The 12,725-nt window shown below is 60.5% G+C and carries 15 protein-coding genes; 6 read left to right on the top strand and 9 right to left on the bottom strand.

Annotated features, from left to right (window positions below):
• Positions 1–17: 17 nt before the first annotated feature.
• From OP10G_RS17625 to OP10G_RS17605, 5 genes are all read right to left on the bottom strand, one after another.
• Positions 18–1,001, bottom strand: a complete 984-nt coding sequence (locus OP10G_RS17625) for a LolA family protein (protein WP_025229121.1) — start codon at positions 999–1,001, stop codon at positions 18–20.
• Positions 998–1,447, bottom strand: coding sequence for a hypothetical protein (locus tag OP10G_RS17620; RefSeq protein WP_144241223.1), 450 nt, complete (start codon positions 1,445–1,447; stop codon positions 998–1,000). Before OP10G_RS17620 ends, OP10G_RS17625 begins: the two co-directional genes overlap by 4 nt.
• 20 nt (positions 1,448–1,467) lie before the next feature.
• On the bottom strand, positions 1,468–2,052 hold the full coding sequence (locus tag OP10G_RS17615) for a sigma-70 family RNA polymerase sigma factor (RefSeq protein ID WP_038475787.1): 585 nt from the start codon (positions 2,050–2,052) through the stop codon (positions 1,468–1,470).
• Positions 2,053–2,233: 181 nt separating this feature from the next.
• Entirely contained in the window at positions 2,234–2,740 is a 507-nt protein-coding gene (locus OP10G_RS17610) for a hypothetical protein (RefSeq protein WP_025229124.1), read from the bottom strand.
• Positions 2,741–2,836: 96 nt separating this feature from the next.
• Entirely contained in the window at positions 2,837–3,970 is a 1,134-nt protein-coding gene (locus tag OP10G_RS17605; RefSeq protein ID WP_025229125.1) for a M20/M25/M40 family metallo-hydrolase, read from the bottom strand.
• Between the two features lie 64 nt (positions 3,971–4,034).
• On the opposite strand from OP10G_RS17605, the gene OP10G_RS17600 reads away from it, so the two are divergent.
• Positions 4,035–4,358 (top strand): 2Fe-2S iron-sulfur cluster-binding protein, encoded by a 324-nt coding sequence (locus OP10G_RS17600; RefSeq protein ID WP_025229126.1) that lies wholly within the window; start codon positions 4,035–4,037, stop codon positions 4,356–4,358.
• A gap of 6 nt (positions 4,359–4,364) precedes the next feature.
• On the opposite strand, the gene OP10G_RS17595 is transcribed toward OP10G_RS17600, so the two are convergent.
• Positions 4,365–5,051 (bottom strand): alpha/beta hydrolase, encoded by a 687-nt coding sequence (locus OP10G_RS17595; protein ID WP_025229127.1) that lies wholly within the window; start codon positions 5,049–5,051, stop codon positions 4,365–4,367.
• An 80-nt stretch (positions 5,052–5,131) separates the two neighbouring features.
• Between OP10G_RS17595 and OP10G_RS17590 the strand changes: the two genes are divergently transcribed.
• Genes OP10G_RS17590 through OP10G_RS17570 form a run of 5 tightly spaced genes read left to right on the top strand, consistent with a single transcriptional unit; the run spans position 5,132 to position 9,644 of the window.
• A complete protein-coding gene (locus OP10G_RS17590) occupies positions 5,132–5,521 on the top strand; it encodes a hypothetical protein (protein ID WP_144241222.1) in 390 nt (129 codons plus the stop codon).
• A 53-nt stretch (positions 5,522–5,574) separates the two neighbouring features.
• On the top strand, positions 5,575–7,164 hold the full coding sequence (locus tag OP10G_RS17585) for an acyl-CoA dehydrogenase family protein (protein WP_025229129.1): 1,590 nt from the start codon (positions 5,575–5,577) through the stop codon (positions 7,162–7,164).
• Positions 7,165–7,205: 41 nt separating this feature from the next.
• Positions 7,206–8,531 (top strand): dihydroorotase, encoded by a 1,326-nt coding sequence (locus OP10G_RS17580; RefSeq protein WP_038473300.1) that lies wholly within the window; start codon positions 7,206–7,208, stop codon positions 8,529–8,531.
• Positions 8,528–9,028: a DinB family protein gene (locus OP10G_RS24935; protein WP_052547818.1), complete on the top strand. Its 501-nt coding sequence runs from the start codon at positions 8,528–8,530 to the stop codon at positions 9,026–9,028. The genes OP10G_RS17580 and OP10G_RS24935 overlap by 4 nt, the downstream gene beginning before the upstream one ends.
• A 10-nt stretch (positions 9,029–9,038) precedes the next feature.
• On the top strand, positions 9,039–9,644 hold the full coding sequence (locus tag OP10G_RS17570; protein ID WP_025229131.1) for a 2,3-bisphosphoglycerate-dependent phosphoglycerate mutase: 606 nt from the start codon (positions 9,039–9,041) through the stop codon (positions 9,642–9,644).
• On the opposite strand, the gene OP10G_RS17565 is transcribed toward OP10G_RS17570, so the two are convergent.
• From OP10G_RS17565 to OP10G_RS26425, 3 genes are read right to left on the bottom strand one after another with little or no spacing between them, the layout of a single operon-like run.
• Positions 9,565–10,983: a nitrilase-related carbon-nitrogen hydrolase gene (locus tag OP10G_RS17565; RefSeq protein WP_025229132.1), complete on the bottom strand. Its 1,419-nt coding sequence runs from the start codon at positions 10,981–10,983 to the stop codon at positions 9,565–9,567. The genes OP10G_RS17570 and OP10G_RS17565 overlap by 80 nt on opposite strands.
• A 53-nt stretch (positions 10,984–11,036) precedes the next feature.
• Positions 11,037–12,467: a phytoene desaturase family protein gene (locus OP10G_RS17560; protein WP_025229133.1), complete on the bottom strand. Its 1,431-nt coding sequence runs from the start codon at positions 12,465–12,467 to the stop codon at positions 11,037–11,039.
• On the bottom strand, positions 12,467–12,649 hold the full coding sequence (locus tag OP10G_RS26425) for a hypothetical protein (RefSeq protein ID WP_144241221.1): 183 nt from the start codon (positions 12,647–12,649) through the stop codon (positions 12,467–12,469). The genes OP10G_RS17560 and OP10G_RS26425 overlap by 1 nt, the downstream gene beginning before the upstream one ends.
• Positions 12,650–12,725 lie beyond the last annotated feature (76 nt).

Here is a 12,725-nt window from a genome sequence, read left to right as displayed (position 1 = left end):
ACTTAGCCGACCTAGGGCTAAGTTCCACCCATGAGGGGCCGAGCGATCCGATTGAGGGTCGCTTCGTCCACATTTCCGATAAGAACGAACGTATTTCCCTGCGCGTACCAGGAAAGCGAATGGAGATTTTGCTTCCGGGCGAACTCCCGCATTTTGTCCGGACTAACGTTCGTTTTCAGTTGGAACAACGTCAGATGCACGCCGTCGCGGGAGGCGTAGTTCTGAATCAGCACCTCGTTCCCCTCGATCTTGTGAACTTGAGACCCCTCCAACCGGAACATCGAGGAAGCGGGAAGCGCAATCGCCGGGAATCCGTGCTCACGGGCGAGCCGCTCCAGCAAGTTGAACGGCGTAACGAACGTTGCCCCGCGACGGAAGAGGCGGAAAACACGTGGGTCGATGCGCGGGTCTAAATCGATCCGGGTGTATTCGAACCCTCCTACCGGCGTTCCCACCGGATCGAAAAGGGAACGCTTCAAGATGAGGCCCGACTCGGGATCGATGTAGAGCCGCTGGAGCACATTGCCGGCTCGATCGGAAACCACCACCTGCTCTGTTCGAATCCCGGCCACCGGTTGGCCGGCGGCCACGACGAACGAAAAGCGGTTGCCGTGCGACATCATCCGGCCCAATCGGCCGAGAACCTCTTCGCGACGCGGCGGGGAGACATGGATCTCGTTCTTTTCGGGGAAGTAGTGCCGGCGTTCGAAGCCGTTCTCAACGATAACTTGCCCGGCCAACGGGCTTCCCTCCGGAAAATCGATCCGGAGCCTACGCCCCTCGCGCGTGATCGTCTCCGTATGCTGCTTGGTATCGCCGTTGCGGCGAAACTCGACCGTCCGCGTCCCGATGTAACGAAGATTCTCCGACGCGCTGATCGCCTTCCGAAGGATCGGCGGCCCCTGGATTGCCGCCCCTCCCGGGCCTTGCGCCATGGCCGCCGCCATGGTGAGGCAAAGACCGGGGGTCACCCCGCAAAGAACAAAGGCTCGGCGACTCATAAAGTGTCTAGGTCTTCCTCGGTCCAGCCCGAAGAGCTTCGTTGAACCGGCGTCGAATCGTAAGAAACCTCCGTCGGATTAACTCCAACCCCAGCAACGTCCATCGCAAAGCTGGCCTGGCGGTGCGTGCTCACCAGTTCGGCCTCGAGCCTTCCCGAAGAAGACAGATTGTTGGGAGACACCGTCGGAGAAACCCCCGGACCCCGTAACAACACCGCAACCGCCAAGGCTCCTGCAAGCCCGAGCCCGAGCGCGGGACGCATGTACCAAGCAACGCGCGGCCGGCGAGCGCGCTGAGCACTCTCCGCGAGAAGCCGCTCGTTAAGCTCGCTTCTCCAGGTCATGCTCACCGTCTCTTCCGGCAACCCTTTGACCACCGAGCGCATCGCCTGCTGGGCTGCGCTCTGAAGGCGGTCGTCCATTAGATGCTTTTCGTCTCGGTTCATTTCGTCGCCTTTCTTAAATCTCACGCCTCTTCCTCCGAATACTTCCGCAAGGCACTCTGCAAGTGCGAGCGCGCGAGGAACAGCCGGCTCTTCACCGTACCCACCGGGAGATTCAGCATGTCGGCGATCTCCTCGTAGGCCATATCTTCTCTATCGTGCAGCAAAAGCACGCTCCTAAGTTTTTCGCTCATCGACATAATCGCCGACTCGACGACCGTCATGAGTTCCTCGTCCAACGCGATCTGGTCCGGCTGCCACCGGCTGTCGGAAACCTCGATCTCCTCGCCTTCCGTCGGATCTACCAAACCGACTTCAACCGGCGCTCGATGGCCCTTACGGGCTCGATCGATGCAAAGGTTGTGGGCTATTCGAAACAGCCAAGTCCGTACCGACGAGCGTCCATCGAAACGCGCGAAGTTCTGAAAAGCGCGGATGAACACTTCCTGCGTGACGTCGGCCGCCTCATCGGGGTTCGGAACCATCCGTCGTACAAAGCCGAAAACCCGGTTCTGGTACGCGTCGACTAACTTGCCAAACGCCTCAAGGTCTTGCTTCCGGCATCGGTCTACAAGCGACCGCTCCGTGCTCTCACGCGGATCCGTCATGCTTGCTCGGGTTGCTCGGACCGTAAGCTCCATAGGTAATGGGCTTTAACGGATCGAAACGGTAAAGGTTCACTGGCCAATGGCGCAACATAGCCGGTGGGCACAATGGCCCCTCCGCCCGTGAACGAAAGACGGGCTCGGCCTCTCCCCCGTTGCGAGGGAGAGGTCCTTCCAGAGCCGTTTACAGGCGTGCGCCGATAAAGAAGCCGAAGCCGTTCAGAGCGCTGCGGCCGTTCCCCATGAACTTCGCTTCGAAGAAGAGAGGGGTTTGCCCCTTCTGGAATTCGTAGCCCGCGCCCGCCTGGTAGGCGAACTCCGTCTTGTCCTCCGAACCGCCGCCGGAGGCGAAGCGAGAGAAGCTGATCCCGGCTCCCCCGAAGAAGTAAAGCTGGTCGCGGTGAACGATGTAGTTCAACAGTAGCGGCACCGTGCGGAATCCACCTTTGCCGGTGAAGTCGAGGGAAAGACCGAGCGAGCTGTTGCCGTTCATGTCCCCCATATCCTTGATCTTGTAGTCGATACCTCCGGCAAACCAGGAGTCCGACACATCGCGAGCGCCGCGATCCGTGGGCAGAAACAGACCGGCGCGTAGCGAAATACCGGACGGCTTGTTGTCTTGAGCGAGGGCAGACGAGGCGACTCCAAGAAGTAGCGCCGTACCGAGCATCATCGTGATTGTTCGTTTCATTCGATATCCTCCATGACGTTGGCGGCCTTTTGAGTCCGCCATTCGCGTAGCACCCCCAAAGATAGCACCTTGGATGCACTCGCGAAAAGAGACGCGTTACGCACCCCTTTCGGTGCGGGCCGCTGCACGAAGAATCTCTAGCGTCAGTCTTGCCGTATCTACAAGGTCTTTGCGGGAGATTCGCTCCTCGTGCGTGTGGATCTTGTCCATGCCGGTTGCCACGACGATGGCGGGAACGCCCCGCGCGTTGTAGATGTTCGCGTCGCTCCCACCCAAGGTGGTTCGCAAGGTAGGTTCCAAACCAAGCGCGAGGCTGGCTTCGCGGGCAATCCGCACCACCGGCTCGTTCTCCGCAACCTGAAAGCTCACGTAATGTCGATGATGATCGATCGATACCGTCGTCCCCCATTCCCTCGCCGCCGACTCGAACCGGTCGATCATGTGTCCGACCTGGGCATCGAGCTCCTCGACGCTGGTACTGCGGGCCTCCCCACGGATCTTCACGCACGGACAAACCACATTTACGGCGGTTCCCCCTTCGATGACTCCCAAATTGGCGGTAGTTTCCGGCCCAATTCGTCCCAACCGCATGCCGGAGATCGCTGACGCCGCCACTTGAATGGCATTAATCCCGTTTTCCGGATCCTTCCCCGAGTGGGCGGGTTTGCCAAAAATCGTCACGTCGAGCTTGTCGTGAGTTGCGGTTCGGTTGACGAAAGAGCCGACTGGAGGGCCTGTATCGAGCACGTAGCCGAAGTCCAGATTGAGTTCCTCCAAGTCGACCGCGACCGCCCCTTTTAGACCGATCTCCTCGGCCACCGTAAAGAGGAGGCAGATATCGCCATGCGACTCGCCGCTCTCCATAAGCGCCCGGACCGCCTCGATCGCGGGGGCCATTCCCCCCTTGTCGTCGGCTCCAAGAATCGTGTCGGACGCGGAGTAAAAGACGCCGTCCTGTTCCGCCACGATGAGACCGGCGGTCGGTTCTACCGTGTCGAAGTGGGCGGACAAAAAGATACGAGGCGCGTTAGGACGATTGCCCCTTAGCCAGGCGATGATGTTATTGGCGTTGCCGTCGATTTTCTCTCCTGCCCGATCCTCGTGAACCTCGAGCCCCATCTCCTCGAGGTACCGCTTGGTCCATGCGACGACCTCTCGCTCTTCCAATGCGGGGGCGTTGATCCGGATCAGGTCGAGGAATAGCTCGGCCAATCGTGCTTCATTGATCACAAGGCTAATCTACCGGGAGAACAGACCCGCTATTCGGGTAAAAGCTCCCAGTCCCCAAAACATCATGGCCACCCACACCATCCAAGCCAAAGGTTTCCCGCCGTTCGAAGTCGAGGAGGGGACGAAGCTCGTCCTCGCCCTTGAGGGGAATGGCGTCGACGTTAGCCATCGCTGCGGTGGCGAGGCAAGGTGTACCACCTGCCGAGTCAAGTTCGAATCGGAAGAGCCGCCGCAGGGCGAGAAGGAGCGCGCCTCCCTTGAAGAAGACGGCGTCCTCGGCCAGTTCCGCCTTTCCTGTCAAATCCGAGTCGACCGCGACATGAAAGTCGAAGTCCTCATGCGAGCCAGCGAGCAAGGCTGGGAACCCGGCCCCACCCCAGAACCATAAGGCAAGCTACGCCTGACTCAGAAGCCAGCGTAATCCCGAAGGTAGCTCGGTTGCCCAACATGCTGGATCGTGCCCACCCTCAAATACGTTAAAGGCCACCCGGGATCCACCGTTCCGTAGGGCATCCGCAAGTCGGCGGCACGACTCGATCTGACTCACCTTCTGGAAGAGGTCCGACGGGCCGTGCGCCACGTTCTCCTGGACCTCTTCCGTTCCGACGCTAATCCAGAGGCGGGACTCTCCCATAGATCCGCAGTTCTCCGCTAACCATTCGTCTCTCCACCATGCCGAGGGCGACTGGCATAGAGCTCCGGAAAAACGGCCCGGCTTCGATAAGACGGTGTACGCCGCCGCCAAGCCGCTGAGGCTGAGGCCGCATAAGAAGGTTTCCAGGTGGGGACCGGCCAAGTCCTCAACCGACGGCAATAGCTCGGAGATGAGAAAGTCGGAAAAATCCAAGTTGCAGGTGAAGTCGATATGCCGCTCAGTCGCGTCGCCGTACGAGAGGTACACGCAAGTGATAGATGGGAAGCAACTACCATCAATCACTTCCGATGCCTTGACCCGCTCTAGATAGAGTTCCCCATCTAAGAAGATGCAGCAGCGCCGAGTTTCGTCACCGACCGAACGGCGGACCCAAACCCGACGCGTCCCCCTCAGGGCGAGGCTGGAGATTGAGTGTTCTTCCAACATTGAAGAGGTCCATTACGTCGCCCGGTCCTCTCCCTGGAAGGAGCGGATAGTTGCGCAGACGTCAGTGCTACCATCGAGAGGTGAAATTGCACCTTGTCCTTGGCTCTGCCCTGATTCTAGCAGCCGGATGCTCGCGGGCTCCTGAGGCGAAGCCCGAGTTGGAGGGCAAGTTTATGACTCCGACGGAGATGGCCGCCAAAGCGGACGTCCCGCTCTACCCAAGCTCCGACGCCCCCGACGGAAAAAGCAACGTAAAGGAGACGGACAAAGAGAGTCGCTACGAGCTCATCATGACCACCGCCGATGCTCCCGACAAGGTGCTCGCATTCTATCGAGGCAAGCTTCAGAACGCCCAAAAAGGAATGGGTGGGATCATGGGAAGCTCGCCGAAGGGAAACTCAGTGACGGTGACCGCCGCGCCGGAAGCTGGCAAGACCTCCATCCACGTGATCGCGATCACCTTCAAGTAGCGTTAACTTCCGTAGAGCGGGGACGCGAAAAGATACAATGAGGACCAGCGACAATGAGGTCTTCCACTATCGATAACTCTTCCCCTGCCGGCTGCGCATTTTTCTCGACTACCCCGGACAGCATCTTTACTCCCGAGCAGTTCGTGGGTGACGAAGCCCTCATGATTCGGGTCGCCGAAGAGTTCAGCCGTGGCGAGGTACTTCCTCTTGTCGAACGGCTCGACCATCAAGAAGAAGGGTTGATGCCCGGCCTGATCCGGCAAGCGGGCGATCTGGGCCTCTGCGGAGTCGACAGTCCAGACGAATTCGGCGGGCTCGGACTGGGCAAAAATCTTGCCGCGCGGATCCTCGAATTCATGAGCCTCAACGGCTCGTTTTCGGTCACCTACGGCATCACAAGCGGAATCAGCCAGGTCGGCCTCTCCCTCTTCGGCACCGACGAGCAAAAAGCGAAGTACCTCCCCCGCCTGACCAGCGGTGAATGGATCGGGGCATACGCGCTCTCCGAGCCGAACAGTGGAAGCGATGCACTCTCGGCCACCACCCGGGCCGACCTGCGCGATGGGAAGTACGTGCTTAACGGCACGAAGATGTGGATATCCAACGCCAAATGGGCCGACCTGTTCCTGGTGTTGGCAAAGATCGACGGGGACAAGTTCTCCGCATTCTTGGTCGAAAAAGACTTCCCCGGCGTCTCCGTTTCCCGAGAGGAGCACAAGATGGGCCTCAAGGGCTCCTCCACCGCGCGGCTAGTGCTGGAGAATGCGGAGGTACCGCAGGAAAACCTGCTGCACCAAGTCGGGCAAGGTCACCACGTCGCATTCAACGCGCTCAACATCGGCCGGTTCAAGCTAGCCTCCATGTCTATTGGTCCCGCTCGCGACGCCATGGGTCTGGCCGCCGCCTACGCCCTCGACCGCAAACAGTTCGGTCAGTCGATCTCCACATTTGGCCTCATCCAAAAGAAATTTGCCATGATGGCCGCCTGGTTTTACGCTGCGGAATCGATGATCTACCGAACGGGCGCGCTCATCGACTCGGCGTTTGACGAGTATGGCGGCACCGTCGACGGCAACCGCAAGGCGGCCGAGGAGTACGCGATCGAGTGCTCGGCGTGCAAAGTCTTTGCCACCGAGGCCGAATCGCTGATCGTGGACGAAGCGCTCCAAGTGTACGGCGGCTACGGATTCACCGAAGAGTTCCCCATCGCGCGCCACTACCGCGACGCCCGGGTCAGCCGGATTTACGAGGGGACCAACGAGATCAACCGCCTCTTCATCGCCGACCGGCTTCGCCGTCGAATCAAGGACGGCCGAGTGGAAGGTGCCGCTGCGGGCGATTCGTTCATCAGCGAACTCGCCGGTAAGGCAATCGACCTTCCGACCCCCGATCAGATCTCAACCGGAGCGCTTTCCGACCTCCTAATGCTCGCCTACGCTGAGCAATCCGCCCGACTCCGCGCCAAACAGGTCGGTGGCGTCGCCAACGAGCTCTACACCCTCTTTCTCCCCTGGGCCAACTCTCGGGCCGCCGAAGCCTACCAAACCCTCACCGGCGCCTCCGTAACCCTCCCCGCGGCCAAAATCGGCGACAACGCCGCCATCGCCGACGTCGTCTACGCCAAACGCGGTCCAGCGATCTAACGTAGCAAGATGCCGCTGCCAAGTGGGACCATAATCCGGCTATGGCGTTCGATCTTGTGATTCGCGATGGCCTTGTCACCACTTCATCGCGCTCCGAGCGAGCCGACGTCGGCATTCGCGAAGGAAAAATCGCCGAAATCGGCAATCTGAATGGCGCAGAAGCCGCCGAAACGATCGACGCCAAGGGTCTCGTCGTGATGCCCGGCGTCATCGACACTCAAGTGCACTTTCGCGAGCCGGGGCTCGAGCAGAAGGAAGATCTGGCGACCGGAACCCTCGCTGCCCTCCTTGGCGGCGTCACTGGCATTCTCGAGATGCCCAACACAAACCCAACCACGACCGACGCGATCGCCCTTCAAGACAAACTTTCGCGGGCGAGTGGCCGGGCTTGGTGTAACTACGGGTTCTTCGTCGGCGCTACCACGGAGAACATCGACCAGCTTGCAGCCTACGAGCAGCTTCCCGGCACCCCCGGCATCAAGATCTTCATGGGCTCCTCCACCGGTCCGTTGCTCGTCGGAGACGACGAGCATCTGCGCCGTGTGCTCATGAGCGGTCGCAAGCGCTGCCCGATCCATGCCGAAGACGAACCACGAAACCGGGAGCGGAAAGCCCTCCTCAGCGAGTCTCCCCACCCCCGAGAGCACCCTTTCCTGCGCGACTCCGAGAGCGCAAGACTGGCCACCGAGCGAATCCTCCGACTCTCCAAAGAAACCGGCCGCCCCGTACACATCCTTCACGTTTCCACCCTAGAGGAACCGCCCATGATCGCCGAGGCAAAGCGGCAAAGGCTCGGGACGACTGCCGAAGTCACCCCCCAGCACCTCTGGTTTTTCGCCCCGGAATGCTACGAGCGGCTCGGAACCCTTGCCCAAATGAATCCACCGATTCGATCGGCAGAGCACCGGGAAGCGCTTTGGCGAGCTCTAGGCGAGGATGTCTTCGACGTCTTCGGAAGCGATCATGCCCCCCATACGCTGGAGGAGAAATCCCTTCCCTACCCACAGAGCCCAAGCGGCATGCCGGGAGTACAGACGCTGCTGCCCGTCCTGTTAACCTTCGTAGCCCAAGGCCGCCTTGGCCTTCAAACCGTCGTTCGCATGGCCTGCGAACGTCCGGCTGCCTTGTACGGAATCGCCAATAAGGGGCGAATAACGGTCGGAGCCGACGCGGATCTCGCCATCATCGACCCGAACCGCAAATACATCTTCGAGCGCTCGATGGTCCGCAGTAAGTGCGGGTGGAGTCCCTACGAAGGAGAAATGTTCACCGGGGCAGTGGAGCACGTCGTTCTTGGCGGGCTGGTGGCCGTGCGTGATGGAGGCGTCGTCGGCGATCCGCATGGCAGAATGCTCGTATTCCAATGAGAGACTCGCTGATCGAGGGATTCCAATACGACCTGTGGGCAAACCGGCAATGGGTCGACATGCTTAAGCGGGTCGAGCCGAACATCATCGCCCCCGCCGCCCTGGTCCGGGTCGCCATCGCCGGCCCCTGGCCCGACTTCCCCACCAACCATCCCCTGAGCCGCGCGGGTGAGGTCTTCGCCCACCTGTTGTGGGCACAACGAATATGGCTCGAACGGGTTGGGACTTCGGTCGCACCGGAAAAGGCGGACGGATATAAGTGGGTCGAAGCGTTGCACCAGGGATGGGTAGACGAGCTTCAAAGCAGGGACCCGGAGGAGCGAATCGCCTACCGCAACAGTTCTGGCCGTCCTTTCGAGCGTTCGTTGGCGGAGATCGCCCGGCACGTGGTGAATCACGGCACTTACCACCGAGGTCAGCTCCGGGAAATCATCGGAGCCGTCCGTCCAACCGGCTTGCCGAACACTGACCTCATCGGCTTCTTTGCCGAACGGTAAAATCGCCCAGATGCCGAAGCTGATTCTCGTTCGCCATGGACAGTCGTTGTGGAACCTCGAAGACCGGTTCACCGGGTGGGTCGACGTTCCCCTAACCGATCTAGGGCGAGAGGAAGCGCGGCGCGCCGGTCAAAAGCTCGCCGGCTTCGAGATCAATGTGGCCTACACCAGCACCTTGGCGCGCGCGCAGGAAACGCTGAAGGTCATGACGGAGACAATGGGCGTCACCCTTCCCACCATCCGCGACCAAGCGCTGAACGAACGCCACTACGGCGACTTGCAGGGGTTGAACAAAGCCCGAACGGCGGAGAAATACGGCAAAGAGCAGGTGCACATCTGGCGGCGCAGCTTTGACGTTCCGCCCCCCAATGGCGAATCGCTGGAGATGACGGCGGCGCGCACTCTCCCGTTCTTCGAGCGATGCATCCTCGGCGATATCCAGCAGGGCAAAAACGTCCTCGTGGTAGCCCACGGAAACTCCAACCGCTCGATCGTAATGAGCCTGGACAAACTTTCCAACGAAGAGGTGCTCGCCCTCAACTTGGGCACGGCGATTCCGGTGGTGTACGACCTGTCTCCGGAGGGAGAGGTCCTTTCGAAAGAGGTTCTGAGCTAGCTCTGTTCTTTTTGGGTATCAGCGCGTAAAGAACCAACCCGCCGAAAATCCACAAGAGAAGGTCGCCGATGAGGCGGTACAGCGTCCACCGGCGACCGATGGGTGTTGGAACCTGGATGCTTGCTTCGCCGGGTAAGAGGGTTTGCAAGACGTTTCCGCTGCCATCTACCACCGTCGAGTAGGCGATTCCGTCGGCGCGGGCGATCGAGACGCCATTCTCGGCGGCGCGAAACGGCGTAAACGCGGCGTGCATGGCGGCGACCCAGTGGTAGGGCGACGGCGGATCGATGGCAGGAACGACGATCAATCGTACATCGCCCGGCATCGCGGTCTGCCTAAGCAAACCGGGCCAGCAGGAGTCGAAGCAGATGTTTAGTCCGACTTTGGTCCCTTGCCACGGCACCGAGACCGCCTGATCGCCCGCCGAGTGCATTTGCTTTTCGGAGCCGAAAAGTAGCCGCTTGGCATAGCGGTCGGACTCGGCTCCTCGAAAAAACAAAGCCGCGACATTGTGCGGCAACGGGCGGAAGTCATCCCTGAAGCTTGTCACGATCGCGGGCGCGTTGGCCCGTTGCGAAAACTCTCTGAGCTCCTTCGAATTTCCTCCCGGCGCGGTGCTTAGTCCGCCGAATTCCGGCCAGACTGCGAGAGCTAACGGGTTATGCCCGCTCATTGCCGCCAATCGTGGTGGCTCGCTTTCGCTCTGGACGAGCACGATTGGGACGCGATTCCGATTCCCATCCCGCGTTGACCATGACCAGCCGACCAATAGCGTCACCGGCAAACCGACCGCAACCGGAAGGAGCGGACGCCAGTCGCGGCGCAAAAGGCACTCGGCGATGAAGAGGTTGACGAGCCAGAGTAGAAAGGCTACTCCCCAGATCCCCACCAAGCTGGCAACCATTCTCATTCCAGCCACGTTCGGCTGAGTCAGTGCGAGGGTCACCGGCAATACGCGCAACGTTGCCGCCTCGAACAACACGGCGAAAGCCGCGAGTCCTATGAGGCGCCGGGAATCTCCCAAGCGAACCTCAGCCAGGAACGCCGAAACGACACCGACCACGGCGCCGAAGATCGCGCAGCCCAGCTTTATCCAAGTGACTTCCCCTGTGCTATCGTGATCGGCGAAAAACACGCCCGAAATTGTTAATGCCGCTAGCGTAAATGCGGTGACCACGCCAAGGCCGAACCCGACGATGAACCGCTGCCCGCGGCAAGCAAGGAAGAGAGGCACGAGCGCCACCCAGCCCACCGGCCAAAAGCCAACGAGAGGCATCGCGAGAAGTAGCAGAAAGCCTGAAGCCGCCGCGCCAAAGACGCCGAACACGGCCCTCTTCATGTGAGTGTGGACGATGAACCTGGCCCATTCGTTCAAGACCGACGAGCTGGGCCCTACAGGTAGGAAGCCGCGAAGCGACCGCTTAGGGTTACCATCGGCAGTCCGGCTCCGGGTTGGACCGAGCCGCCGCAATAGAAGAGGTTATCGATCTGCTCATCGCGGTTCCTCAGGGGGAAGAGGCCGCCGAAAAGACGAGACTTCTCGTCGACTCCGTAAAGCGACCCGCGATAATTCCCGTGCATTTCCCGGAAGTACGTCGGGGTTTGAGTTCGTTCGAAATCGATCTCCGCCTCATCGATGACGATGCCGAACCTGGCAAGTGTGGCTATCACCCTGGATCGGTAATCCCCCGCCCAGTCCAGATGATCCTCTTCGGCGGGCGAGGTCACTACCGCAAATAGGTTAGTGCAACCGGGATGCGCTGTCGAGGCGTCGGTCGATGTCGTGTCGTTCAGGTAAACGATCGGAGGCTCTGGAAACTGGCGATGCCGATACAGCGTCTCGAATCCGCGCTCGAAGTCAGATGGAATGAGGAGCGTATGGTGCCGCAGTCCGGGAAGGCGGCGGCGAACGCCGAGATGGACCGTAAAGTAGCTCAGGCTCGGCGGTCGTCGGTCGATATCCCCCAGCCACTCGCGCGTCGTAGATCGATCCACGTTGCTGATTACCGCGTCGGCCGCCACCACTTCTCCACTTTCCAGATGGACGCCCCCGAGGCGCGGTCCGTCCATCTTCAACTTCGTCACGTTCGCCGACGTCCTGAACTCCACCCCGAGTTCTCGCGCCAAGCGCTCGAACGCGGCGGGAATCGCCGATACCCCTCCCTCGGGATAGAACACCCCTTCCTGAAGCATCAGGTAAGGGATCATAAGCGCGCCGGGAGCCTTGCTGTCGTAGGTTTGCCCGCCATAGGAAGGGAAACCGTAAAAGAACGCCCGTAGGAGAGGCGATTGAAACCACCCGTCGACGAGCTCTTTATAGGTGGCCCTCAAATCGAAGCGCATCGCGAACGCGACCAGATGGGGATCGGCCAATTGCCAGGGTCGATCGTACGGATGGGCGAATATGGACCGGTCGATATGAGGAGTCACATGGTCCAGATTGGCCATGAGTCGGGTGAAATTCGGCGCGTCGCCGGGCGCGATCTCCCTCACCAACCGTTCGATTTCCGCTCGCCCAGCCGGAAGATCCAATGCCGGCTGACCTTCAAAACAGACCCGCGAGATTGGGTCCAGGCGCTGAAACCGCAGGTAGTCGGCCATATTGCGCCCCGCGTCCTGAAAGACCTGTTCGTAAATACGCGGGAGGATGACGATGGAAGGCCCAGGGTCCAGCCGGTACCCCGACAATTCAATCCCCGCCGCCTTTCCCCCAAGTACCCCACTCCGCTCGAGGAGCATTACGTCGTGGCCTCGAAGCCGGGCGTAAATCGCGGCGGAAAGCCCGCCTTGGCCGCCACCGACCACCACGACCTGCTTACGCATTAAGCTTCTTCGGAAGAGCCGCCGCGGCGAATGTGAGATTCGAGCGTCTCGAGCTGTTTGCCGAGTTGATCGACGAGCTTTTCCGGGTCCTCATGCTCGACGACGGTTCGCAACCGTATGCACATCACCGCACCCAGCGCTCCAACCGCGATCCCCAGCAATAGAACGTGGCCCCGACTCACCCCCAGGTTTTACCCGAGCACGACGTCGGCCATCGGTCAACGGTCTCTGGGGAAAGAAAAACGGGCTCCCGTGGAA

Source organism: Fimbriimonas ginsengisoli Gsoil 348 (assembly GCF_000724625.1).
GTDB lineage: Bacteria > Armatimonadota > Fimbriimonadia > Fimbriimonadales > Fimbriimonadaceae > Fimbriimonas > Fimbriimonas ginsengisoli.
This window is presented reverse-complemented; position numbering and strand designations above follow the sequence as displayed.

What these genes read in the sequence shown, in the direction of transcription:
- OP10G_RS17625 (WP_025229121.1), bottom strand. Translation starts at nt 1,001, where the DNA reads ATGAGTCGCCGAGCCTTTGTTCTTTGCGGGGTGACCCCCGGTCTTTGC.
- OP10G_RS17620 (WP_144241223.1), bottom strand. Translation starts at nt 1,447, where the DNA reads ATGAACCGAGACGAAAAGCATCTAATGGACGACCGCCTTCAGAGCGCA.
- OP10G_RS17615 (WP_038475787.1), bottom strand. Translation starts at nt 2,052, where the DNA reads ATGACGGATCCGCGTGAGAGCACGGAGCGGTCGCTTGTAGACCGATGC.
- OP10G_RS17610 (WP_025229124.1), bottom strand. Translation starts at nt 2,740, where the DNA reads ATGAAACGAACAATCACGATGATGCTCGGTACGGCGCTACTTCTTGGA.
- OP10G_RS17600 (WP_025229126.1), top strand. Translation starts at nt 4,035, where the DNA reads ATGGCCACCCACACCATCCAAGCCAAAGGTTTCCCGCCGTTCGAAGTC.
- OP10G_RS17595 (WP_025229127.1), bottom strand. Translation starts at nt 5,051, where the DNA reads ATGTTGGAAGAACACTCAATCTCCAGCCTCGCCCTGAGGGGGACGCGT.
- OP10G_RS17585 (WP_025229129.1), top strand. Translation starts at nt 5,575, where the DNA reads ATGAGGTCTTCCACTATCGATAACTCTTCCCCTGCCGGCTGCGCATTT.
- OP10G_RS17580 (WP_038473300.1), top strand. Translation starts at nt 7,206, where the DNA reads ATGGCGTTCGATCTTGTGATTCGCGATGGCCTTGTCACCACTTCATCG.
- OP10G_RS24935 (WP_052547818.1), top strand. Translation starts at nt 8,528, where the DNA reads ATGAGAGACTCGCTGATCGAGGGATTCCAATACGACCTGTGGGCAAAC.
- OP10G_RS17570 (WP_025229131.1), top strand. Translation starts at nt 9,039, where the DNA reads ATGCCGAAGCTGATTCTCGTTCGCCATGGACAGTCGTTGTGGAACCTC.
- OP10G_RS17565 (WP_025229132.1), bottom strand. Translation starts at nt 10,983, where the DNA reads ATGAAGAGGGCCGTGTTCGGCGTCTTTGGCGCGGCGGCTTCAGGCTTT.
- OP10G_RS17560 (WP_025229133.1), bottom strand. Translation starts at nt 12,467, where the DNA reads ATGCGTAAGCAGGTCGTGGTGGTCGGTGGCGGCCAAGGCGGGCTTTCC.